At 68.8% G+C, this 23690-nt stretch carries 20 protein-coding genes; 10 read left to right on the forward strand and 10 right to left on the reverse strand.

Features of this window, described 5'->3' with window-relative positions; genetic code table 11:
• Positions 1-26 precede the first annotated feature (26 nt).
• The 8 genes from GRI75_RS08570 (at position 27) to GRI75_RS08605 (ending at position 7467) form a co-directional block, all read left to right on the forward strand.
• The gene (locus tag GRI75_RS08570; protein WP_160746549.1) at positions 27-1409 is read left to right on the forward strand and encodes a leucyl aminopeptidase family protein; all 1383 of its coding nucleotides are present in this window, start codon (positions 27-29) and stop codon (positions 1407-1409) included.
• A 174-nt stretch (positions 1410-1583) separates the two neighbouring features.
• The gene (locus tag GRI75_RS08575; RefSeq protein WP_235911423.1) at positions 1584-1844 is read left to right on the forward strand and encodes an SH3 domain-containing protein; all 261 of its coding nucleotides are present in this window, start codon (positions 1584-1586) and stop codon (positions 1842-1844) included.
• Entirely contained in the window at positions 1844-2770 is a 927-nt protein-coding gene (gene argC, locus GRI75_RS08580; protein WP_160746550.1) for an N-acetyl-gamma-glutamyl-phosphate reductase, read from the forward strand. The genes GRI75_RS08575 and argC overlap by 1 nt, the downstream gene beginning before the upstream one ends.
• A 247-nt stretch (positions 2771-3017) precedes the next feature.
• Positions 3018-3356, forward strand: coding sequence for a P-II family nitrogen regulator (locus GRI75_RS08585; RefSeq protein WP_160746551.1), 339 nt, complete (start codon positions 3018-3020; stop codon positions 3354-3356).
• Between the two features lie 82 nt (positions 3357-3438).
• The gene (glnA, locus tag GRI75_RS08590) at positions 3439-4848 is read left to right on the forward strand and encodes a type I glutamate--ammonia ligase (RefSeq protein WP_160746552.1); all 1410 of its coding nucleotides are present in this window, start codon (positions 3439-3441) and stop codon (positions 4846-4848) included.
• Positions 4849-5151: 303 nt separating this feature from the next.
• On the forward strand, positions 5152-5736 hold the full coding sequence (locus GRI75_RS08595; RefSeq protein ID WP_160746553.1) for a lysozyme: 585 nt from the start codon (positions 5152-5154) through the stop codon (positions 5734-5736).
• Between the two features lie 76 nt (positions 5737-5812).
• Complete coding sequence (locus GRI75_RS08600; RefSeq protein ID WP_160746554.1) at positions 5813-6883, forward strand: hypothetical protein; 1071 nt, start codon at positions 5813-5815, stop codon at positions 6881-6883.
• An 11-nt stretch (positions 6884-6894) separates the two neighbouring features.
• The gene (locus GRI75_RS08605) at positions 6895-7467 is read left to right on the forward strand and encodes a fasciclin domain-containing protein (RefSeq protein ID WP_160746555.1); all 573 of its coding nucleotides are present in this window, start codon (positions 6895-6897) and stop codon (positions 7465-7467) included.
• A gap of 332 nt (positions 7468-7799) precedes the next feature.
• Here GRI75_RS08605 and GRI75_RS08610 read toward each other — a convergent pair whose 3' ends face one another.
• The 4 genes from GRI75_RS08610 to GRI75_RS08625 all read right to left on the reverse strand — a co-directional run bounded on the left by GRI75_RS08610 (position 7800) and on the right by GRI75_RS08625 (position 16418).
• Positions 7800-12017 (reverse strand): translocation/assembly module TamB domain-containing protein, encoded by a 4218-nt coding sequence (locus tag GRI75_RS08610; RefSeq protein ID WP_160746556.1) that lies wholly within the window; start codon positions 12015-12017, stop codon positions 7800-7802.
• Positions 12017-14140: a BamA/TamA family outer membrane protein gene (locus tag GRI75_RS08615; protein ID WP_160746557.1), complete on the reverse strand. Its 2124-nt coding sequence runs from the start codon at positions 14138-14140 to the stop codon at positions 12017-12019. Before GRI75_RS08615 ends, GRI75_RS08610 begins: the two co-directional genes overlap by 1 nt.
• Positions 14141-14159: 19 nt before the next feature.
• On the reverse strand, positions 14160-15008 hold the full coding sequence (locus tag GRI75_RS08620; RefSeq protein WP_160746558.1) for an arginyltransferase: 849 nt from the start codon (positions 15006-15008) through the stop codon (positions 14160-14162).
• Positions 15009-15182: 174 nt separating this feature from the next.
• Positions 15183-16418, reverse strand: a complete 1236-nt coding sequence (locus GRI75_RS08625) for a threonine ammonia-lyase (RefSeq protein WP_160746559.1) — start codon at positions 16416-16418, stop codon at positions 15183-15185.
• A gap of 105 nt (positions 16419-16523) precedes the next feature.
• Here GRI75_RS08625 and GRI75_RS08630 point away from each other — a divergent pair, with 105 nt between their 5' ends.
• Positions 16524-17423: an NAD(P)-dependent oxidoreductase gene (locus GRI75_RS08630; RefSeq protein ID WP_160746560.1), complete on the forward strand. Its 900-nt coding sequence runs from the start codon at positions 16524-16526 to the stop codon at positions 17421-17423.
• A 122-nt stretch (positions 17424-17545) separates the two neighbouring features.
• The gene (locus tag GRI75_RS08635) at positions 17546-19249 is read left to right on the forward strand and encodes an amidohydrolase (protein WP_407925138.1); all 1704 of its coding nucleotides are present in this window, start codon (positions 17546-17548) and stop codon (positions 19247-19249) included.
• A gap of 186 nt (positions 19250-19435) precedes the next feature.
• Here the strand turns inward: GRI75_RS08635 and tatC are convergent, their stop codons facing one another.
• From tatC to nagZ, 6 genes are read right to left on the reverse strand one after another with little or no spacing between them, the layout of a single operon-like run.
• A complete protein-coding gene (gene tatC, locus GRI75_RS08640) occupies positions 19436-20221 on the reverse strand; it encodes a twin-arginine translocase subunit TatC (RefSeq protein ID WP_160746562.1) in 786 nt (261 codons plus the stop codon).
• Between the two features lie 9 nt (positions 20222-20230).
• Positions 20231-20632 carry a Sec-independent protein translocase protein TatB gene (gene tatB / locus GRI75_RS08645; RefSeq protein ID WP_160746563.1) on the reverse strand — a complete coding sequence of 134 codons (402 nt, stop codon included), beginning with the start codon at positions 20630-20632 and terminating at the stop codon, positions 20231-20233.
• 20 nt (positions 20633-20652) lie between these two features.
• Positions 20653-20904: a twin-arginine translocase TatA/TatE family subunit gene (gene tatA, locus GRI75_RS08650; RefSeq protein WP_160746564.1), complete on the reverse strand. Its 252-nt coding sequence runs from the start codon at positions 20902-20904 to the stop codon at positions 20653-20655.
• Between the two features lie 29 nt (positions 20905-20933).
• The gene (gene scpB / locus GRI75_RS08655; protein ID WP_235911443.1) at positions 20934-21542 is read right to left on the reverse strand and encodes an SMC-Scp complex subunit ScpB; all 609 of its coding nucleotides are present in this window, start codon (positions 21540-21542) and stop codon (positions 20934-20936) included.
• Positions 21543-21601: 59 nt separating this feature from the next.
• Complete coding sequence (locus GRI75_RS14595; protein ID WP_160746737.1) at positions 21602-22408, reverse strand: segregation and condensation protein A; 807 nt, start codon at positions 22406-22408, stop codon at positions 21602-21604.
• Positions 22409-22421: 13 nt separating this feature from the next.
• Positions 22422-23441, reverse strand: coding sequence for a beta-N-acetylhexosaminidase (nagZ, locus tag GRI75_RS08665; RefSeq protein WP_160746566.1), 1020 nt, complete (start codon positions 23439-23441; stop codon positions 22422-22424).
• Between the last annotated feature and the right edge of the window lie 249 nt (positions 23442-23690).

Genomic DNA, 23690 nt, shown 5'->3' on the forward strand with positions numbered 1-23690 from the left:
CGGGCGAATGGCGCTAGGGGCGGCTTATGAGCGAGATCAAAGACCTTATCCAGCCGGATCGCGCGCAGGATGCGATCGCCATCCATCTGGTCGACAAGGACGGCTTCGAAGCCTGGGCGAAGACGCTGAGCGGGCCGCAGCGCACGGCGCTGGCGGCGCAGAAGTTCGACGGATCGGGATATCAGGTCGGCATCGTGCCCGACGGGGAAAGCTGGTTCGCCGTCGGCGGCGTGGCCGATCCCGAGGAGCTTTCCAGCTGGTGCATGGCCAGGCTGGCCGAGGCGCTGCCGGCCGGGACCTATCGCCGGGCTCAGGGGGAACCCGGCAAGGCGCTGCACGGCTGGCAGACCGCGCAGTACCGCTTCATCCGCTACAAGGACGACAAGGACGCCCAGGGCCCGCGCGTGCTGCTGACCCGCGACGTGGCCCGCATCGCGGCTGCCGAAGCCGAGGCGCGGGCCGTCTGCCTCGTGCAGGACCTCGTCAACACGCCGGCCGAGGACATGGGCCCGGCGCAGCTCGAGGCAGTGGCCGAGGCGCTGGCCAAGGAGCACGGCGGCAAGCTGAAGGTCACGCGCGGCGACGCGCTGGAGCAGGAGTTCCCGATGGTCCACGCGGTGGGCCGCGCTGCCGCGCGCAGCCATGCGCCGCGGATGATCGAGCTGACCTGGGGCGACCCCAAGGCGCCGAAGCTGGCCCTGGTCGGCAAAGGCGTGTGCTTCGATTCGGGCGGGCTCGATATCAAGCCATCGGCGGGCATGCTGCTGATGAAGAAGGACATGGGCGGGGCCGCCCATGCGCTGGCGCTGGCCGGGCTGGTGATGGGCGCGGGCCTTAAGGTGCGGCTGCAATGCCTGGTGCCGGCGGTCGAGAACGCCATCGCCGGCAACGCCTTCCGCCCCGGCGACGTGCTGCGGAGCCGCAAGGGGCTGACCGTCGAGATCGGCAACACCGATGCCGAAGGGCGCCTGATCCTGGGTGACGCCCTGGCGCTGGCGAGTGAGGACAAGCCGGAGCTCCTGCTCGATTTCGCCACCCTCACCGGCGCGGCCCGCGTTGCTCTGGGCCCGGACCTCCCCGCGCTGTTCACGCGCGAGGATGCCACGGCCGAGGCGCTGCTCGCCGCCGGCAAGGACAGCGACGATCCGGTCTGGCGCCTACCGCTGCACCAGGGCTACGCCGAGTGGCTGGCGTCCGACATCGCCGACACCAACAACGCGCCCGCCAACGGCTTCGCCGGAGCCAGCGTCGCCGGGCTGTTTCTCGACAAGTTCGTCGGCGAAGGGATCGACTGGGCCCATTTCGACACGTTCGCCTGGCGGCCGAATGCCAAGCCCGGGAGGCCCAAAGGCGGGGCCGCACTGGGCCTGCGTGCGGCCTGGCGGATGGTGCAGGATCGCTTCGGCTGACGATCGCCGCTTCCGGCGGCTTGCCGGGACAGCGCACGCGGTCTAAGCGCCGCCCCGACCAAGCACGAGAGACAAGTGACCGGCCAGTCCGAAAACCAATCCTGGCACAGGCATGCGCAAGGGCCCTTCACCCTTGCCGGCCCTGTTGCACGCCCTGATTCGCGGCGCCTGCCCTTGCGCGGCGACCTCGCCCACATCGGCCTGGCCGGGAAGCATTTCGTGCCGCATTACGCCGTGCCGCAGCCGCGCACCGTCATGCCCGGCGGAGCCTCGCTGCTCGCCGAAGCCGAGGTCGGCGCCGAGGAGCTGTGCACGCTGATGGAGGGCGACAGCTTCGAAGTGCTCGACGTCGCCGGCAACTGGGCCTGGGGCTGCCTCTCGCTCGAAGGGCCGGTCGGTTACGTCCACCTGGACCGACTGGAGGCGTTCGCCTGATGGCACGAAGCGTATTCATCGATGGTGCCGCGGGCACCACCGGGCTTGAGATCGCCGAGCGGCTGGAAGGCCGCGCCGAGTTCGAGCTCGTCGTGCTGGGCGATGACCGGCGCAAGGACCCCGCCGCCCGCGCGGAAGCGCTCAACACCTCCGACTTCGCGATCCTGTGCCTGCCCGATGATGCCGCGCGCGAAGCCGTCGCGCTGATCGAACCGGGTAGCAATGTCCGCGTGATCGACGCTTCGACCGCGCACCGGGTTACCCCCGGCTGGGTCTACGGCTTCCCCGAAGTGTCGGGGCGCGAAGCCGTGGCCGAGGCGACGCGCGTGTCCAATCCTGGGTGCTATTCGACCGGCTTCATCGGCCTGGTCGCGCCGCTGGTGCGCGCCGGGCTACTGCCCGCCGACTGGCCCTACACCTGCAACGCCGTGTCCGGCTACTCCGGCGGCGGCAAGGCGCTGATCGCCCGGTTCGAGGACGATGGCGACATCGCCTGGCGCGGATACGCCCTGTCGCTGGGCCACAAGCACGTGCCGGAAATGCAGGAGCGCTGCGGCCTGTCCGTGCCGCCGCTGTTCAGCCCGGCCGTGATCCCGGCGCACCGGGGCATGGTGGTGGAAGTGCCGTTGCCGCTGGCTGCGATGACCGGGGCTGCAGGTGCCGACGAACTGCGCGAATGTCTCGACGATTTCTATGCCGGCAGCCCGATCGTTTCGATCGGCGAGCAGCCGGACGGAGAGCTGCTGCTGCGCCGTTCGCTCGCGCCTTCGGACCGCATGGAACTGCATGTCTTCGCCTCGGCCGACGGATCGCAGGCCCGGCTCGTCGCCGTGCTCGACAACCTGGGCAAAGGTGCCAGCGGTGCGGCGGTGCAGTCGCTCAACCTCATGGCCGGGCTCGACGAAACGGCAGGCCTACGGCTGTAGTGCCCGTTTCTTGGGCAGGCATGCCTTTTTCGCAGGCAGCACCGGCAGCCTGGTCGCGCACGGAAGTTTCGGAAGCGCTGCTGAAACGGCGAGAATCTTGCGATTCCGCCCTTCCCCGGACTGCGAGGAGCGTTTACCCAGCCGCCACACGCTTGGCACGATTCTTGAAGAAGGCGTGCCGGGAAAACTCGGACCGTCCGGCCCGCACCCCTCTGGGTTGCGGCCCGGCTTTGCACGCAGGGGTCACGTGAAAAAGATCGAAGCCATCATCAAGCCGTTCAAGCTGGACGAGGTGAAGGAAGCGCTGCACGAAGTCGGCGTATCGGGCATCACGGTGACCGAGGCCAAAGGCTTCGGCCGGCAGAAGGGGCATACCGAACTCTATCGCGGGGCCGAATATGTCGTCGACTTCCTGCCCAAGGTGAAGCTGGAGGTCGTCGTGCCCGACGGCCAGTCGGACCGGGTGGTCGAGGCGATCGCCGGAGCGGCCCAGACCGGGCGCATCGGCGACGGCAAGATCTTCGTCTCCACGATCGATTCCGCGCTGCGCATCCGCACCGGCGAGAAGGACGACGCGGCGATCTGACGCAATCCCCGGCCCGGCGAGCCCGCGGCCGGACTTACGAACATCACGAACATCAAGAACTTACGCTCAAGGAAGGAAGACAATGCCCACCGCAAAGGAAATCGTGAAGCGGATCCAGGACGAGGAGATCGAGTGGGTCGATCTTCGCTTCACCGATCCCAAAGGCAAATGGCAGCACCTGTCGATGGTCGCCTCGGCGCTCGACGAGGACCAGCTCGAAGAAGGCCTGATGTTCGACGGTTCGTCGATCGCCGGCTGGAAGGTGATCAACGAATCCGACATGATCCTGAAGCCGGACCTGGGCGAGGTCTACATGGATCCGTTCAGCGCCACGCCGATGATGATCGTGTTCTGCGACATCGTCGAGCCGTCGACCGGTGACTGGTACGCGCGCGATCCGCGCACGACCGCCAAGCGGGCCGAGAACTTCCTCAAGACCACCGGCATCGGCGACACCGTCTATGTCGGCCCCGAGGCCGAGTTCTTCATGTTCGACGACGTGCGCTTCGAAGATCACTACGCCGGTTCGGGCTTCCAGATCGACGATGTCGAGCTGCCGACGAACACCGCCACCGAGATCGAGGGCGGCAACATGGCGCACCGTCCGCGCGCCAAGGGCGGCTACTTCCCGGTGGCCCCGGTCGACAGCGCCGTGGACATTCGCGGCGAGATGGTCGCGACGATGCTCGAGATGGGCCTGCCCTGCGACAAGCATCACCACGAAGTGGCTGCGGCTCAGCACGAGCTGGGCCTGACGTTTGGCACGCTGACGCAGACCGCCGACCGCATGCAGATCTACAAGTACGTCGTGCACCAGGTCGCCCATGCTTACGGCAAGACGGCGACGTTCATGCCGAAGCCGATCAAGAACGACAACGGCAGCGGCATGCACACGCACTTCTCGATCTGGGACGGCGGCAAGCCGCTGTTCGCCGGTAACGGCTATGCCGGGCTGTCCGACATGTGCCTGTACTTCATCGGCGGCGTCATCAAGCACGCCAAGGCGCTGAACGCCTTCACCAACCCCGGCACCAACAGCTACAAGCGGCTGGTCCCGGGCTTCGAGGCACCTGTGCTGCTGGCCTATTCGGCACGCAACCGTTCGGCTTCGTGCCGCATCCCGTACGGCACGGGCGAGAAGGCCAAGCGGGTCGAGTTCCGCTTCCCCGACGCGCTTGCCAACCCCTACCTCGCTTATGCCGCGCTGCTGATGGCCGGCCTCGACGGGATCCAGAACAAGATCCACCCGGGCGAAGCGATGGACAAGAACCTATACGACCTGCCGCCGGCAGAGCTGGCCGAGGTACCGACGGTCTGCGGCAGCCTGCGCGAAGCGCTCGAATCGCTCGCCGCGGACAACGAGTTCCTGCTGCAGGGCGACGTGTTCACCAAAGACCAGATCGACTCCTACCTCGAACTGAAGTGGGAAGAAGTCAGCCGCTGGGAAACGACCCCCAGCCCGGTCGAATTCGACATGTACTACAGCGGCTGATCGCACTTCGATCGACCGAGAAGGAGGGGCGCCCGGAGAGATCCGGGCGCCCTTTTTCGTGCGCAGGTAATCCTCCCCTGCAAGGGGAGGGGACCGCCCGCGAAGCGGGTAGTGCAGGGGTGTCCCCGCCGGCGGTTACACCCCTCCGTCAGCCCTCCCGGCTGCCACCTCCCCTCCCAGGGGAGGATCGGTCGATCGGCCGTCCAGTCGACTCAACTAGGTATTTTCCACCGCGAAAACCATTTTCCTATTCGCTTCGAACCTGCTTCATGCCGCCACCGGATCGACTTGGCGGGGGCGACGATGCGGCGGGAAATCATCTTCGACAGAGTGCGGGCAATGCTCGGGCGCGGCTTTCGGCGGGACGAGATCGTCTCGCTCGACCAGGCGATTCAGGCGGCGCTGGACGGCAGCGCAGGGCAATGCCCACGGCAGGTCGGCCCCGCCGGAGTCGCGATGATCAAGCGCTTCGAAGGCTGCGCCCAGGCGCGGCCCGACGGCCGGTTCGAAGCCTATCCCGATCCCGGAACGGGCGGCGTGCCGTGGACCATCGGCTGGGGCGCCACGGGGCCGGGTATCGGCCCCGGCACGGTGTGGACCCAGGCGGAATGCGACGCGCGGCTGGAAGCCGACATCGCCCGCCACGCCAGCGAAGTCCTGCGGGCGCTGGCCGGCGCCACGGCGACGCAAGGGCAGTTCGATGCGCTGGTCTCGTTCCACTACAACACCGGCGCGATCGGCCGGGCGACGCTGACCCGGCTGCACCGCGAAGGCCGGCACGATGCTGCGGCGGGCGAGTTCGCCCGCTGGAACAAGGCCGGCGGGCGCGTGCTGCACGGGCTGTCCCGCCGCCGGGCAGCCGAGGCCGAGCTCTACCGAAACGGCTGAATTCGGCCCGAAATCGCGCCGGAAAACGGGAACCTAAAGGGTCGCCCCCCGGTTTCGCGGACAAGGAGTATCCCAGATGAAACATTTAATCACCGGAGTCGCTGCCATCGCGCTTTTCGCGGCAGCGGCGCAAGGCCAGGGCAACAGCCAGGGCAAGGGCAACGACGTCGATCACTCCAAGCATGCCGCGGGGCAATCGATGAAGGCAGCCGAGAACAAGAGCGACAAGCCGGACAAGGGCAATGCGGCCAAAGCGGACCGCGGCGAAAGCGGTCCGAAGCAGGCTGCCATGCGCGGCAACGAAGGCAATCGCGGGCAAGGCAATGCCGAACGCAAGGACGTCGCAAAGGCCGCTTCCGGCCAAGGAAAAGCCGACCGCAAGGACATGGCGAAGGCCGATGCCGGCGAAAAGAACCGCGGCAACTCCGCCTCCAAAGCCGACCGCGGCAACGACGATCGCCGCGTCGCCCGGAGGGACGACGATGCGCGCGGTATCCGCGTGCTGGACGATGGCCGGCGCATCTTCGAAGCGCCCCGCGATCGTGGCGAGTTCGCCTTCCTCGATGCCGGCCGCGGACTGATCGACGGCTGCCCCCCTGGACTTGCCAAGAAGAACAACGGCTGCCTTCCCCCGGGACAGGCCAAGCAGGGCAACCGCTTCGCCGACTTCGACCCGGATTGGTGGGGCCTCCGCGGCCTGGGCGACGGGCGGTATCTCTACGACGACGGCCACCTGTTGCGGCTGAACGGGGACCGCGTGGCCGGCTTCATCCCGCTGCTCGGCGGCGCGCTGGCCCTGGGTAATCCGTGGCCGAGCTATTACGACCCGGTGCCGGTACCCGACTACTACGTCGACTACTACGATCTCGGGCCGAGCGGCGGATACCGCTATGCCGACAACGTGCTCTACCGGGTCGACCCGCAGACCTCCGTCATCAGCTCGATCGCGGCGCTGCTGACCGGCAATCCGATCAACGTCGGCGCGCCGATGCCCGCCGGGTACGACGTGTACAACGTGCCCTACCCGTACCGCAGCCAGTACGCCGACGGGCCCGACGCCGCCTACCGCTACAACGACGGATATATCTACGAGGTCGATCCGACGACGCAGCTGGTCAGAGCGGCCATCGAATTGATCGCAGGTTGAGGGGGCACCGCATGGACTTCGTGAACTTGCGCATTCTTACCGCCTTGGCCGCCGCGACGCTCGCGCTGGGCGGGTGCGCCGAGGAGGCCGAACAGGGCCAGGCCGGGCAGGAGGCCGGATCGGAGACCGAGAACGAGACCCTGGCGCAGGCGATCGCCGGCGCCGACAACTTGTCCTCGGCAGCCAAGGCGCTCGGCGATGTCGGGCTTGCTCCGGTGTTCGACGGAGCCGGGTCCTACACGATACTCGTCCCCAACAACGACGCCTTCGCCGCGCTTGGCGAAGTCCACGACGCGGGCGCCGGCACGGAGCACCGCGCAGCGCTGGCCGCCATCCTGCGCGACCACATCGTGCCGGGCTACCTGACGCCGGCGGACATCGGAGCGGCGATCGACGCCCAGGGCGGCACCGTCCGCGCCGAGACCATGGGCGAGCAGACCTTGCGCTTCAGCCGCGACGGCGAAAGCATCCGCGTGACCAGCGACGACGGCTCTTCGGCCCTGATCGCCGGAGAAGCGCTGCGGGCCAGCAATGGCGTCGCGATCCCCCTGGACGGCGTGCTGAAGGACCTCACGCCCGCCTGATCCTCCCGTGCGATCCTCCCCTGCAAGGGGTGTGGCAGCCCGCGGGGCTGACGGAGGGGTGTGGCCGCCGGATGCAACCGCTGGCGTTGACACCCCTCCACCGCCTTCGGCGGTCCCCCTCCCCCTCCGGGGGAGGATCTTGGTGGCGCGCAAGCCTCCATGTACCACCCGTTCGCCCGAACCCGTTGGAGGCCAAGCTGGTCGCGCGTGTGGTTCGACAAGCTCACCACGAACGGAGATGGTGGCTCCAGTCTAGCACCGCTCTTCATCGCCCCCACTCCCGTTCGCCCTGAGCTTGTCGAAGGGCGCCCGCGTGACCGTGGGGCTCCGGATCAGTAGTCCCGGCTGTATTCCAGCGCGACGCTCTCGCGGCCGAGCGAGGAGATCGTCGCCAGCAGGGAGAGCCAGCTGGTGATGCGGAACTCGACCTCGGTGGCGGTGTAGCCGCGGCCGTCGGTGATCACTTCGGCGTAAAACCGGCGGCCGAAGCGCTTGCCCAGCGCCAGGGCCGTGCCGCGGTCGAGCGCGGGATCGGCGGCGACGATGCGCAGCCGGTCGAGGCCGATGGCGCTGCGCAGCTGGTTGATCGGATCCATGCCGCCGCCGCCGCGGAGGCTGGCCAGGGCCGAACCGAGCTGCAGGGCATCGGTGGCCGAGAGGTCGCTGATCGAACCGCCAAACAGCAACTGGGCGAGGATTTCCTCCTGCGGCAGCGAGGGGTTCGAACTGAAGGTGATCTCCGGCCGGGTGGCATTGCCGGAGACCTGCACCTGGACGTCGATCCCGCCGGACTCGGTCTCGGTTTCCGCGACGAGATCGATCTGCGGATCGGGCGGCGAGTTCTGGTCGAAATCGATGACACCGCGCGTGATCTCGAAGCGCGAGCCGGCGAACGAGTAGAAGCCGCGGCGCGGCACGATCCGGGCGGAGCCGCCGATGCGCGGCTCGGCCGTCGTGCCGCGCAGCCTGATGTTGGCGGACCATTCGCTGTCGAGGCCCATGCCGTCGACCTCCACGCCGCTGCGTGCGACCGCATCGATCAGGTAACGCCAGGGTGCGCTGACCCCTCTCGCCGGCGCCACGTCCGCAGGCACGTTGATCTCGCGCGTGCGAATGTTGGGCAGTTCCTCGGCCCCGCTCGCGCCGCCGAGGCGCCAGCGCGCCTCGTTCACCGCCAGGCGGCCGGCCACCGTTCCGCCGACGCCGTCCGAGACGATCCGCATCGGCCCGGTGACGGTGGCGCCCATCGTCGCCATGTCGAGGATCTCGGCATTGCGCGCGGCGATCCTGAGATCGATCCGCGGACCCCGGCCTGGACCCATGTCCGCCAGATCGACGGTGCCGCTACCGGTCACCCGGCCGCCGTTGGGGGCCGTTCCCGCGAAGCTGGTCAGTTGCAGCCGCGAACCGGAGAAGCGCCCGCGCGCGCGGACCTGGCGCACGTCGGTGCCGGTGATCGAGCTCTGCACCCGGAGCGCGTCGCCGGCGAGCGAACCGCGCACCCGCGGCGAGATGAGCGAGCCGCGCACGTCGGCGGCGACGCGCAGCGTGCCGGTGATGTCGAGCGTGTCGAGCGCGGCGAGCCGCCACAGCGCATCGGCCGGACCTTCGTAGCGCAGCTGGGCGAACAGGTCGCCGGCGCTCAGGCGCTCGAACAAGGAGCCGTCGCGCGGCATGCCGGCGATGCGGCCCTGGAACCGGCCCCTGGTCTCGCCCTCCTCCTCGATCACCGCGCGGGCCTGCGCCAGGGTGGGCGAGAGCCGCGCGACGAGCGCGAGATCGACCGGGCGCGAGGTGAGCAGCAGGCCGGAGCGGGTGAGGTTGTCGACCATGACCCGCGCCTCGCCCGTGGGGACGCCGCCCGCGCCGGACTGGAAGTCGACGATGCCCGAGATGGTGCCGCCGAGCCCGAGATCGGAAAGCGCCACGTCGAGCAGCGAGAGTGGCATGCCGGACAGGCTGACCCGGCCTTGCGCACCGCCGGGGCCGCCGAAGTTGCCTTCGGCAATGGCGATGCCGCCGCCGAAGTTCAGCTGGGTGCGCTGGAGCTGCCAGCTGCCGTCGTCCTGGCGCAGCAGCACGGCCCTGCGCGGCATGGAAATCGGCCGCGCGCCGTAGCTGCCGCGCGCCGCCACGGCGACCCGCTCGGGCGCGACGTCGCCGGTCAGCTGCAGCTGGAAGCGGCTGCCCCGGCGCCCGGCGAGCGAGGCGTTGAACGTGCCGCGTCCGTTCACGACCGCAGCGTCGGCAGCGAGGCGGCCGACGAACAGCGTGCCGTAGCTGAGGCCCTGCGCGCTGACGGTCCCCTGGACGGTGCTGGTGCCCTGGGCGAAGAAGCCGCTCAGGTCGATGTCGGCGCGGCGGATGGCCAGCGGAGTCTCGCCGCCGAAGCGGGCGTCGTTGGCGGTCAGATCCACGTCGAAGCCCTGCCCGCCGCTGCGCGGCATAAGACCGATCGTTCCGTCCAGGCCGCCGCCCGCGAGCGCCAGATTCCCGGAGACGGCGCCTTCACCCAGCACGACTTCGCCGGTGACGTTCGTCTGCCAGACTTCCAGGCGATCGATGGCGACGCGCGTGGGGCCGCCGGGGGGCGCGTAGAGGTGAAGCAGGCCGTCGAACGGCCCGAGCATCGACCCGCCGGAGGTTTCGATGCGGAAGCCGTCCTCGGTCGGGGCGAGCGCGACACGCACGTCCTTCAGGCCGGCGGCCGGCAGCGGATCGGCGAACACCAGCACGGCGCGCGGGCCCTCGCCGGTCAGCTCGCCTTCGACGGTGAAGGCCCCGTAATCGACATGGCGCCCGGCGCCCGCGAGAGTGGTCTCCCCGCCTTGCACGCGCCCGTCGAGCAGCAGGGTCAGCTTGCTCGCGGTGATGCTGGTGCGGTTGAAGACGATCGGCCGGCCGGCGCCGATCAGGACGCCGCCGTTGAAGCGGATGTTCTCACCGGCGAGGTTAGACAGCGTGGCGTTGGTGACCCGCGGCATCCGTCCGGTGAAATTGGCCTGGAGCGTCCACGGCACGCCGCTGGCGGTTCTGAACGCGATCTTCGCCCCGGCGTCGATCGTGCCGAGGTTCTCCAGCTCGAGGCCGCGCACCTCGACCGGGCCGGTCAGGGCATAGGCACCCCGCGCCATGTCGCCGCGCAAGGAAAGGTCCGCCCTGAGGCCGGGGAACCTGAGGGCGAGGCTGTCCGACAGCAGGGTATCGCCGGTGAGGAGCACCGTTCCCTTCAGCGTGCCGCCGACAAGCCGCGGGTCGAGCAGTTCGTTGCCGCTCTGCACGCGTTCCACGGTCGCATCGACCGGCAGGGTGTAGCGCGTGCCGTCCCAGCTCAGCACGCCGCGCTGGAAGAAGCCGGAGAAGACCGTGCCGGAGAAGTCGGCCCTGCCGATGCGCAGTTCGTGGGGTACGCGCAGGCCGCGGAACGGGCCGTCGAGAGTTGCCGCGATCTCCGCGTCCTCGAGCCGCATGCCTTCGCCGAACAGCTCTGGATCGGCCAGGCTGGCTTCCAGCACGACCCCGTCGAAGGCGTTTTCGGCTAGGTCGATGGCGCCTTCCGCATCGGCGCTGACGCCGCGGCTGCGCAAGGCGAACGTGCCCTGCAGCACACTGTCCTGCAGAGTGCCGATCGCCGCCAGCGAGACGACTTCGCCCATCGCCCGCGCCGGCAGGCCGGTGAGGTAGGCGCCCGGAAAGGCCTGGCCGGAGATGCGGTACCGTCCGGCCCGGTTGAACAGCCTGAATGCGGCGACCCGCTCGCCCGCGCCGAGAGCCAGGAACGAGCCGTCCCACCGCTCCCACGATCCCGTGCCCTTCAGCCGGGCGTGCAGGTCCTCCTCGGCCCCGAGCAGGCCGGCCAGGAGGCCGCCTTCGGGCGCGCGGTAGTCGAAATCGATGTCGAACTTGTCGCCGTCGGGCTCGACGTTGATCAGCGCCTCCAGGTGATCGCCGCCGCCGAGATCGCCGTCGGCATCGAGGAACACGAGCCCGTCGCGGATGTCGGCCTTGGCGCGGAAGTCGATCAGCCGCTCCTCGCCGGCCAGGCCCGGGACCACGCGCAGATCGTCGACCACGAACTGGTCCACGCGGATGTCAAAATCGGGCAGGATCGGCGCCTCGGGGTCGCCGGGGTTCAGCTCCGGCGAGGCGTAGAGCGTGCCGTCGTGGAGGACCAGGGAGCGGACGTCGAGGCCGGCGTAAAGGAACTTGTAGGGCCGCCAGTTGAGCTCGACCTCGGGCACTTCCAGGAACAGCGTGCCCTCTGCGTCGCGGAACTCCACGTCGTAGAGCGTGGCGTTCCAGAGGACCGACCCTTCGATGCGCCCCACGGAGACTGCCAGGCCCGAGGCCGGCGCGACCCTGGCGATGCGGTCCACGATGTACTGCCGCCCGGAGCCGGTGTGGAGGAACAGCACGGCCAGCGCGATGAGCGCCAGCAACAGGGCCAGCAGGCGGCCGATCCATACCGCCGCCCGCCGCGCCGGGTGGCGGCGAACCGAGCGCACGGTCGCTCCTTCCGTGCCTTCGACGACGGCCTCTTCCCCGGCCATCAGAACGCCTGCCCCAAGCCGACGTAGACCGCCACCGGCCCGTCGTTCGGACCCGGGTTGAGCGGCACGCCGACATCAAAGCGCAGCGGGCCGAAGCCGGTCAGGTAGCGGACGCCGATGCCGGCGCCGATCTTGATCTCGTCGAAGTTCGGCACGGTGCTGGGGCCGACGGTCCCTGCGTCGATGAACGGAACGATGCCGATCGCCCCATCGAGGAAGCCGGTCTGGATGCGCGCTTCGACCGAGACTTCGGCCAGCGAGCGGCCGCCGGTCGGATCGCCGGCGGCGTTGTGCGGGCCGATCGCGCGGTAGCCGTAGCCGCGCACAGAGTTGGCGCCGCCGGCGTAGAGCCGGCGCGAAGGCGCGATGGCGGACAGCGGCGCGCCGGGGATGCTGGCGATCCGGACCCGCCCGGCCAGCACCATGCTGTCGCTCGTCTTGAGGTAGTAGCTCGCGTCGCCCTGCCCGCGCAGGTAGAAGCTCTGCTCTCCATTGGTGACGGAGGTCTCGGGCGAAAGCCGGGTGCCGAGGCGGAAGCCCTTGGTCGGATTGAGCAGGTCGTCCGAAGTGTCCCACTGCGCATAGCCGGGGATCGCGCCGACGAAGTAGGTCTGGCGCGGCCCGAAGTTGCCTTCGGCATCGGCCTCACGCTCGGCAGTGGCGACCGCCTCGACCCCGATCGACCAGCTGAACGGCTTCTGGAACAGCAGCGTGCTGACCCGCTCGAAAGTCGCCACGAGGGAGGCCGTGCGCGCGTCGTAAGCCTCGTAGTCGATCGTGCTGGCGAACGCGTCGATCGTCAGCACCTGGTCGCGGCCGTGGAAGTTGTTGCGCCGGAAGGTGACGCCGGCCAGCTGCTCGCGCGTGCCGGCGATCGCCCGCACCCGCAGCGCACCTTCGGGCGGGAACAGGTTGCGGTGCTCCCAGCTTCCTTCGAGCTTGAAGCCCTCTCCCGTGCCATAGCCGATGCGGCCGGCCAGGGTCCTGAGCCGGGCCTTGGTCATGTCCACCGCCACGTCGACGGTGCCCGGTTCGTCCCCGACCGGGGGCGCCGCCTCGGTCAGCGTCAGCCGAGTGCTGCCGACCAGACCGGTCGCCTGGATCGCCCGGCGTAAGTCGAGCTCCAGGCTGCGCTGGTACAAGTCGCCAGGTTCGAAGCGGGCGATATCCTCGAGATGCTCACCGGACATGAAATCCGGCAGGTTGCTGGTGATCCGGCCGAAGCGGTACTTGCCGCCCGGCGTGACCGGCATCGTCAGGTCCCCTTCCTGCCGGTCGTGGTCGATCAGCAGATCGGGGTCGGCGATGGCGGCGAACGGGTAGCCGCTTTCGCCGAGCGCGAGGTCGAGATCGGCCCGCTCCTCGACGATCTTGTCGGACAGCACCGGATCGCCTGGCTGGATTTCGAACGCCTCGCGCAGCGCGGCGTAATCCGCCCGCGCCGCTTCCAGGGAGCCGAGGTCGATCGCCCCGAACGTGTAACGCGGGCCGGGGATGATGTCGAAGCGGACTTCGGGCGCGGTGCTGCGCGCCGCCTCCCCTTCCACGGCCCCGCCGATCGTGCGGATCACTTGCGCGTCGTAATAGCCGTAGACCCGCAGCATGCGCTGGAGCAGCGTTTCGTCGGCACGCGCCTGCGCCGCGAGCCGCGCCGCGCTGTTCTCGTCGTCGTACTCCTCCACGGTCGAAAGCTCGCGGAAGCGCTCGATGAACTCGTCGCGCTGGGGGAACAGAGCGGCTTCGGTGGGGAACACCAGCACGAGTTCGTCGGACACGCGCTGTTCGGCGCCCTCGGGCAACGCGGGGAGCTGCTCGGTGGCATCGGCGAAGACGATGCCCTCTTCCGGTGCAAGCGGTTCGACCTGGGGAAGCTCGAGTTCCTCGGGCCAGGGCACGTCCACCAGCGGCATTTCGGCCAGCGGATCGCTCGGCTCCAGCTCCGCCGGTGCATTCTCGGCTGCGGAGGCTTCCGGCGGAACGCCTTGCTGAGCCCAGTCCTCGGGGTTGTCGAGCGCCGAATCCGGGATCAGGTCCTCGAGCTCTGGAACGGTGCTGCGGTCCTGCGCGGCCAAGGGATAAGCCAGAACCGCGGAAGCCGACAGGGCGGCAAGGAAACGGCGCATGGCGCGGCGCAGGCGCGCGTCAGGCGATCTTGTACTGCTGCTGCCCGCCGGGAGTGCCGTCCTTGGTGCCGCCATCGACGGCGGGGACGGCGCCGCGCTGCTCCGCTGCAGCGGCGATGAGCGCGGCCTGCTGCTGTTCGCTGAAGCGGCGCCAGCCGTCTGGTCCAAGGCGTTCGAGCGGGCGATAGCGGACCTTGTACTGCATCCGCTGCGAGCCTTCGACCCAATATCCAAGATAGACGTAGGGAAGTCCGCCTTCGGCCGCGCGCTTGATGTGATCGAGGATGATGTAGTTCCCAAGCCCCGTACGCGCCTCATGTTCCGGGTCGTAGAAGCTGTAGATCATCGACAACCCATCCCCCTGGCGGTCTGTGAGGCAGGCGCCCACCAGGCGACCCGGCCTCCCGTCAACCGAGGGCTCCCTATATTCAACGACAAAGCTGGAAACGGAAGTATGTTCCACCATGTCGGCGTAATCGATCTCGTCCATCGCCGCCATGCCGCCGCCCGGGTGACGGGCGCCAAGATAGCGCTGCAGCAATTCGAACTGTTCCGACGTCGCCCAGGGGCGGCATTCGGTCACCTCCAGGTCCGCATTGCGCTTCATGTTGCGGCGTTGGCCCGAAGAGGGCGTGAACTCGCCGGCGACGACCCGCACCGAGACGCAGGCGCGGCAATCGAGGCAGCTGGGCCGATAGGCGACGGTCTGGCTGCGGCGGAAGCCGATCCGGCCGAGCGCGTCGTTCAGCTCTTCCGCATGGGGACCCTTGAGCTCGGTGAACACCTTCCGCTCCGTCTTCCCTCTCAGGTACGGGCACGGCGCAGGGCTCGTGACGAAGAAGCGGGGGAAACGAACGGGAGCCGTCACGGCGCTGGCGGTCCTCTCTAAAGCGACAGGGACAAAACGATCCAAGCACCGGTATGCTCCCGGTACTCAAATCGTTAAAGAGTCTTAACCGCAATTTCCCACACTTGCAGGGCTAATTTTCGCCGAGCCGAGCCGCAGGCAGCAAATCGCCCCGTTTCAGGGCACTTCCGCCGATCAGTTCAGCTCGACCTGGCTGACCGCGTAGCCTTTCGCCCGCAGCGCGGCGATCAGCTTCTCCAGCTGCGCCCGGTCGCGTGCCTCGCACTCGATGTCGGTCACCAGGCCTTTCGCGGGAAGGTCGGTGAAGATCCGCTGGTGGTAGATCTCGAGGATGTTGACGCTGTGCGCGTCGAACTCGTGCATGACCTTGTACAAAGCGCCGGGGCGATCCTGCAGGGTGATGCGCAGGCGGGCCAGACGGCCTACCCGCGCGAGATCGCGCAGCAGCACGTTGGCCAGCAGGCGCGTGTCGATATTGCCGCCGCACAGAACCAGGCCGACTTTCTTGCCGGCGAACCGCTCCGGATGGGCAAGCATGGCTGCAAGTCCGGCCGCGCCGGCGCCTTCGACCACGGTCTTTTCGATCTGCAGCAGCAGCGACACCGCGGTTTCGAGGTCCGGCTCGCCCACCAGCACGATGTCGTCGACCAGGCGGGCGATGATCTGCGAAGTGAACTCGCCCGGTTCCTTGACGGCAATGCCTTCCGCAAGCGTGTCCCCGCCGCACGGCAGGGCAGAGCCCTTGATCCGGCCGTACATCGAAGGAAACAGCTCCGCCTGGACGCCGATCACCTCGATGTCCGGGTTGAGCGCCTTGGCCACCGTAGCCATGCCAGAGATCAGGCCGCCGCCGCCGATCGGGACGACGAGGGTTTCGATCTCCGGCGCGTCGGCGAGCATCTCCAGCGCAACCGTGCCCTGGCCGGCCGCCACGTTCGGATCGTCGAACGGGTGAACGAACGTCAGCCCGAGCTGCTTCTCCATGCTCCGCGCATAAGCATAAGCCTCGTCGAAGGTCTCGCCTTCGAGCTGGACTTTGCCGCCGACCTGCTCGGTCTGCATGACCTTCACCATCGGCGTGGTCTTGGGCATGATGATCGTGACCGGCGCGCCAAGGCGGGTGCCGTGATAGCTGAGGCCCTGGGAGTGGTTGCCGGCCGATGCGGCGATCACGCCGCGGCTGCGCTGTTCCGGGTCCATCATCAGCAGCGCGTTGAGCGCCCCGCGTTCCTTGTAGGCCGCGGTGAACTGCTGGTTTTCGAACTTCAGCCAGATCTCGGCGCCGGTGATCTTGGACAGGGTGATGCTGTGCATCGTCGGCGTGCGCACTACCGCGCCCTCGATGCGCTGCGCCGCGGCGCGCACATCGCCCAACGTCAGCTGCTGCTCGGCTGTCTTGCTCTCGTCCATGGGCCCTCGTCGATCCGGGGCGCGGCCTAACGTAAATTTCGCGCCAAGGGAAACCCTGTGAGCGCAACGATTGCTTTGGCGCGCCCAAGGCGGCAGGAAGCGCGCATGAACGAACCCAAGCGTATCGCCTTTCTCGGCCTCGGCGTGATGGGAGCGCCGATGGCCGGCCACCTCGCCCGCGCCGGGCACACGGTCACCGTCTACAACCGCACCGCGTCGCGCGCTGCGGCCTGGACGGAGAAGCACCGCGCCGAAGGGCTCGACGTAGCCGCCGCCGGCACGCCGGTCGAGGCGGCAGCGGGGCAGGACGTAGTCGTCACTTGCGTCGGCAACGACAACGATCTCGCCGAAGTCGTGCTCGGCGACGGGGGCGCGCTGGCGGCAATGGCCAAAGGCACGCTGTTCATCGATCACACCACCGTCTCCCCCGCCATTGCCCGCCGCATCGCCGAGAGCGCGGCGGAGCGCGGGATCCTGGCGCTGGACGCGCCGGTCTCGGGCGGACAGGCTGGCGCGGAGAGCGGCAAGTTGGCCATCATGTGCGGCGGCGAGGCTGAGGCCGTCGACAGCGCCCGCCCCGTGATGGAGACTTATGGCGCCCGCATCGTCCATGTCGGCGGGCCCGGCTCCGGCCAGGCGACCAAGGCGGTGAACCAGGTGTGCATCGCCGGGGTTCTCGCCGGCCTGTCCGAAGGGGTCCGGGTGGCGCAGGCGGCCGGGCTCGACATGGACAAAGTGCTGGAGGCGATTTCCGGCGGCGCGGCGCAAAGCTGGCAGATGGAGAACCGCTGGCAGACGATGGCCGCGGGGCAGTTCGACTTCGGCTTCGCGGTCGACTGGATGCGCAAGGACCTGGCGATCGCGCTAGGCGAAGGCGCGGAGCACGGGCTGTCGCTGCCGATCACGGCGCTGGTCGACCAGTTCTATGCCCAAGTCCAGGCGCAGGGCGGCGGCCGCCAGGACACCAGCGCGCTGATCCGCCATTTGCCGGGAGCAGGACGATGAAGCGCTTGATTGCCAAAATCCTCCCCGGGACGGGGAGGGGGACCGCGACGCGAAGCGGCGTGGTGGAGGGGGCCCTCCGCACGCGCTGCACCAGGAGGCCGGCCCCCTCCACCATGCTTCGCATGGTCCCCCTCCCCGTCCCGGGGAGGATTTGGACTGCCCTCGCCCTCGCCCTGCTGCCTACCCCCGCGCTGGCCGAGACGCTGATCGACAACGTCAACGGCATCTCGATGGAGCGCGACGGCAGGGTCAAGCGGTTCGCGGCGATGGTGATCGACGACAACGGGCGGATCGTCGATACTTATGCCAAGCGCAACCAGGCGCCGTCGAAGGTCGACTATCGCGTGGACGGGCGCGGCCGCACCGTCATCCCTGGCCTGATCGACGCCCATGCGCACGTGATGGGCATCGGCCTGGGGCTGCTGTCGCTCGACCTGTCGGACACGCGCTCGCTGGCGGAGGCGCAGGCGAAGATCGCGGAATACGCTGCGAAGTATCCCGACCGCGCGTGGATCGTCGGGCGGGGCTGGAACCAGGAACTGTGGGGCCTCGGCCGCTTCCCGACCGCCGCCGAGCTCGATGCCGTGGTCGCCGACCGTCCGGTGTGGCTGAGGCGGGTCGACGGACATGCCGGGTGGGCCAACTCCGCTGCACTCCGGACAGGCAACGTCACGGCGGCCACGGCCGATCCCGCCGGCGGGCGGATCGAGCGCCTGGCCGGATCGAAAGCGCCTTCGGGCGTGCTGGTCGACGCGGCGATGGATCTCGTCGCCCGCCACGTTCCCGCGCCCCGCGCGGAGGACCGCGACCTGGCGCTGCACGAAGCGCAGCAGCTGCTCCTGGCAAACGGCATCACGGCCGTGACCGACATGGGCACGAGCGTCGACGACTGGATGACCTTCCGCCGCGCGGGAGACGAAGGGCGGCTGCGGCTGCGCATCATCTCCTATGCGGACAGCGTACCATCGATGCTGCTGATCGGCGGCGGCGGCCCGACCGTGTGGCTTTACGACGACCGCCTGCGGCTGAACGGGGTCAAGCTTTACCTCGACGGAGCGCTCGGTTCGCGCGGCGCCTGGCTCAAGGCCCCTTATGCCGACGCGCCCAAGGAGAACGGCCTGCAGCTTCTCGGCGGCACCCAGCTGCGGAACCTGATGAGCCGTGCGGCGATGGACCGGTTCCAGGTCGCCGTCCACGCCATCGGCGATGCCGCCAATGCCGAAGTGCTCGACGCGATCGACGAGCTGTCCCAGACTTACCAGGGTGACCGCCGCTGGCGGATCGAGCACGCCCAGGTCTTCGATCCGGCGGACATTCCGCGCCTGGCCCGGCACGGCACTATCGCTTCGATGCAGCCGGTCCACCAGACTTCCGACCGGACCATGGCCGAAGCGCGGCTCGGGCCCGGTCGCCTGGCCGGTGCATATGCCTGGAAGTCGGTTCTCGCCACAGGCGCTCCGCTCGCCTTCGGCTCCGACGCGCCGGTCGAAGCGCCGAACCCGTTCGCCGGTCTGGCAGCGGCGATCAGCCGGACCGACGCCGCCGGGGAACCGTTCGGCGGCTGGCAGCCGCAGGAAGCGATCAGCCGGGAGGCCGCCCTCGCCGCCTACACCGCCGGTGCCGCCTACGCGGGCTTCGCGGACGGACGCTTCGGGCGCCTTGTCGCCGGGGAACGGGCGGACTTTGTGGTGCTCGACCGCGATCCGCTGCTCGCCAGCCCGGAGGACATGCGCGGCATCCGCGTGCTCGAAACCTGGATCGGCGGGGCGCAAGTCTACGCGGCGGACGCAGCAACCGGCGGGGAAGAACGCACGATTACGCGGTGAGAGAGACCTCTCCCCCAAGACCCGTTCGTGCTGAGCTTGTCGAAGCACCGCTCTGTCTTCGGGCGCGGCGCTGAAGGGAAGGACTGCCCTTCGACAAGCTCAGGGCGAACGGAGGTGGTTTGGGTAATTCTCGAACTCAACCCCGTTCGTGCTGAGCTTGTCAAAGCACAGGGCTATATACGGTCGCTATCCGGACGTGTCGCCCTCGTCCTCGCCAGCAGCCATGTCTTCGCTGCGCTTCATGAACAGCAGCGAGGCTTCGAACAGCACGAGCAGCGGCACGGCAAGCAGCAACTGCGAAACGATGTCCGGCGGGGTGATCACGGCGGCCACGATGAACACCGCCACGACGATGTAGCGCCGCGCGCCGGTGAGTTGTTCGCGCGACACCAGCCCGGCGCGGTTCAGCAGCAGCAGCAGCACCGGCAGCAGGAAGCTGATTCCGAACGCCAGGATGAAGCGCATCACCAGGTCGAGGTAATCGCCCATCGCCGGCAGCGCTTCCTGCGGGATGCCGCCGGTCGTGCCCTCGAAGCCGAGGAACCACTCGAACGCCGTCGGCATGACCAGGAAGTAGGCCAGGCTGGCGCCGAGCAGGAACAGCACTGGCGTGGCGAGCAGGAACGGCAGGAAGGCCTTCTTCTCGCGCGCATAGAGCCCCGGCGCGATGAAGGCCCAGAGCTGGTTGGCGATGATCGGAAAGCTCACGAAGAAGGCGGCGAACAGCGCCACCTTGATCTCCACGAAGAACGCTTCGTAGAGCTTGGTGTAGATCAGCCGGCCTTCGCCTTCCGGGAATGCCGCGGCGAGCGGATAGACCAGGATCTCGAAGATGTCGGCGGCGAAGTAGAGGCACACGGCGAATGCCACCGCCAGCGCCATGATCGCCCGCAGCAGCCGGGTGCGAAGCTCGATCAGGTGATCGAGCAGGGGCGCCTGCGTCTCGTCGATGTCACGAATCTTCAAAGCCATTGTGCGCGGTTACTTCCGCTTGCCGAAGGGGAGCTGCGGCTCTTGCGCTTCGGGCGGCGGCACGGGCGGCTCGGCGCGCGCTTCGGCGCTAGCCTCAGGCGCGGGCGGCGCGGCCGGCGGCGTGGCAGCGGGCGAAGGCAAGGCGCCGGTCGGCTCCATCTCCGGCGCCGCGTCGGCGGGATGTTCCTTCATGATCTTGGCGTTCTGCGCCGCCCACTTCTTCTCCATCTCTTCCATTTCCGCCTCGCGGATCATGGTGTCGAGACCGGCGCGGAAGTGGCCGGAGACGCGCCGGATCTTGCCGATCCAACGCCCGGCCGTGCGCATCGCCAGCGGGATGTCCTTGGGCCCGATGACGATCACCGCCACGATGACGATGAGGAGCAGCTCGCCGGCGCCGAGATCGAACATGGTCGGCGCTCTTGCTTAGATCAGGAACGAGTCTGGTCGGAGGCCGGCGCCGGCTCGGCAGCGGCCTGCGCGGCCGGCTTCGCTTCGTGGCTCGGTCCTTCGATGCGCGCGGACGGCTTGGCGGCCGGCTCCTCGTCGTCGCCCAGCCCCTTGCGGAAGCTTTTCACGCCCTTGCCGAAATCGCCCATCATCTCGGAGATCCGGCCACGGCCGAACAGCACGAGTATGACCAGCGCGATGATGATGATCTGGAATGGTCCGATACTACCCACTGGAACTCTCCGAATGTTGTAAGCGCTACCTAGGCGCTTTCATCCGGCTTTTCCAGCGCCGCCGTGTGCGGAGTGTCGGCGGCTTCGTCGTCGTCGTCGGTACGTCGGTCGGACTCTTCGGCACTTTCCTCGCCATCCTCGCGCCGGTTGCCGACCATTTCGTCGTAAGCCTCGTCGACCGGATCGAGCAGGCCGGCGGCTTTCAGTTCGTCGATCCCGGGGAGATCGCGGCGGCTCTGCAGGCCGAAGTGGCTGAGGAACTCTGGGGTCGTGGCATAGATCACCGGGCGCCCCGGCACTTCGCGCCGCCCGGCGACGCGGACCCAGCCTGCCTCCATCAGCACGTCCAGAGTGCCGCCGCTGGTCTGCACGCCGCGGATCGCCTCGATCTCCGCGCGGCTGACCGGCTCGTGATAGGCCACGATCGCGAGGACTTCGGTTGCCGCGCGGCTCAGCCTGCGCACCTGCTCCTTCTCCCGCCGCAGCAAGTGGGCGAGGTCGGGCGCGGTCTGGAACTGCCAGCGCCGCCCCCGCTCGACCAGGCGCACGCCGCGTTCGCGGTAGTGCTCCTCCAGTTCGCGCAAAGCGTCGCGCACGTCGGCGCCGCCGAGGTGGGCGGAGAGGGCGTCGGCGGTCATCGGCTCCTCGGCGGCGAACAGCGTCGCCTCGACGGCGCGAACGAGGTCGTCCGTTTCGCTCACGCCGCCTTCACCCGCCGCAAGTGCAGCGGCCCGAAGACGTCTTCCTGGCGCAGCTCCGCCTTGCCGAGCCGGGCGAGCTCGAGGGCGGCGACGAAGCTGGAGGCGAGCGCGGAGCGGCGCAGTTGCGGGGTGGAGCCGACCGGCAGGAAGTCGCGCAGTTCCATCCAGTCGAGCCGCACGCCCAGCATCGTCGAGACCCGCTCCAGCGCGCTGTCGAGCGTCATGACCATGCGGTCGCGCACCATGTGCACCACCGGCTCGGTGCGCGCCTTGACCTGTCCATAGGCGCTGACGAGCGCATACCAGTCGCACTGCCAGGCGTTCACCTTGTCGACCCGCAAGCCCTCCGGCGCCCCGCGCAGGAACACGTCGCGGCCGATCCGCTCGCGAGTCATCAGCCGGGCCGCCGCCTCGCGCATCGCGCCGAGGCGCTGCAGCCGCAGTTGCAGGCGCAGCGCCAGCTCCTCGGGGCTGGGGTTCTCCTGCTCCTCCTTCGGCAGCAGCAGCGCCGACTTGAGGTAGGCGAGCCAGGCCGCCATCACGAGGTAGTCCGCCGCGATCTCCAGCTTCAGGGCCTCGGCCTGCTCGATATAGGCGATGTACTGGTCGACCAGCGCGAGGATCGAGATCGACTTGAGATCGACCTTCTGCCGCCGGGCGAGATCGAGCAGCAGGTCGAGCGGCCCTTCCCAGCCCTCCAACTCCAGATAGAGCGCCTCGTCATCCTTGGGAGCGGCGGCGAGGCCGTCCCAATCGGCCTCGAAATCGGGCTCTACCGGCTCGAACAGAAGGCCTTCTTCCATCATGCCGGCTTCATCAGGCCAGGCCCTCGGCCAGCTTGAGCAGCGAATCCCGCTTGACCAGCAGCTCGGCCGGGTTGCCGGCGGGCCCGCTGCCGCCGGCGATCGATAAGGCGCGCTCCAGCCGCTGGCAGGCTTCCTCCGGCATCGCCGGGAGAACCTCGGCAAGACCCGCCATGTCGTCCAGCTTGGCCCAGCAATTGAGCACGACGTCGCACCCGGCGGCGAGCGCCCGCACCCCGCGCTCGGGCACGGTGCCGCTGAGCGCTTCCATGTCGATGTCGTCGGTCAGCAGCAGGCCGGTGAAGCCGATCCGCTTGCGGACAATCTCGCGGATCACGAATTCCGACAGGGTCGCCGGGTTCTGAGCATCCCAGGCGGTGTAGCGCACATGAGCGGTCATCCCGATCGGGGCGTCGGCCAGGGTGCGGAACGGCTCGATGTCGGTCTCGAGCTCCGCCTCGCTCGCTTCGACCGTGGGCAGTTCCTTGTGGCTATCGGCCCCGGCGCGGCCATGGCCGGGCATGTGCTTGACGCAGCCGGTCACGCCGGCACGGGCAAGTCCGTCGAGGATCGCACGTCCGAGCGCGGCAACCTGCATCGGCTCGGCGCCGAGGGCACGGTCGCCGATCACGTCGTGCGCCCCGGGCTGGCGCACATCCAGCAGCGGCAGGTAGTCGACCGTTACGCCCACTTCGGCGAGATCGAGCCCAAGGGCCTCGGCATTGGCGCGCGCCGCCTCAATCGCGCTCGCGGGAGCGACGTCCCACAGCCTGGCGAACGCCTCGCCCGGCGGGAAGCTCGCCCATTCGGGCGGCTTCATGCGGGCGACCCTGCCCCCTTCCTGGTCGATCGAGATCAACAGCCGCTCGCGCCCGTGGATTTCGCGCAGGGAGTCGGTCAGCTTGCGCAGTTGCTCGCGGTTCTCGACGTTGCGGCCGAACAAGATGTAACCCGCCGGATCGCTCTCGCGGAAGTACGCCCGCTCGTCGGCGGTCAGCTCAAGTCCGGAAAGGCCGAAGATCGCGGGTGTCATCGGACGGAAATTCGCAGGAAAGGCCGGAGGGAGCAAGTTCGGCCGCCGATGCCGGTGTGGACAGTAACCAGCACGCGCCAAATCCTCCCCTGGAATGGGAGGTGGCAGCGGCGTAGCCGCTGACGGAGGGGGGCGGCGGTCTGGCGCGGGCGTTCGTCCAGGCCAGGGGCCCCCTCCACCACCCGCTACGCGGGCGGTCCCCCTCCCCGTCCCGGGGAGGATTTAGTGGGCGCCTGAGGTGGACACCCC

Origin of the sequence: Croceibacterium soli (assembly GCF_009828065.1) — a bacterium.
GTDB classification, from domain to species: domain Bacteria; phylum Pseudomonadota; class Alphaproteobacteria; order Sphingomonadales; family Sphingomonadaceae; genus Croceibacterium_B; species Croceibacterium_B soli.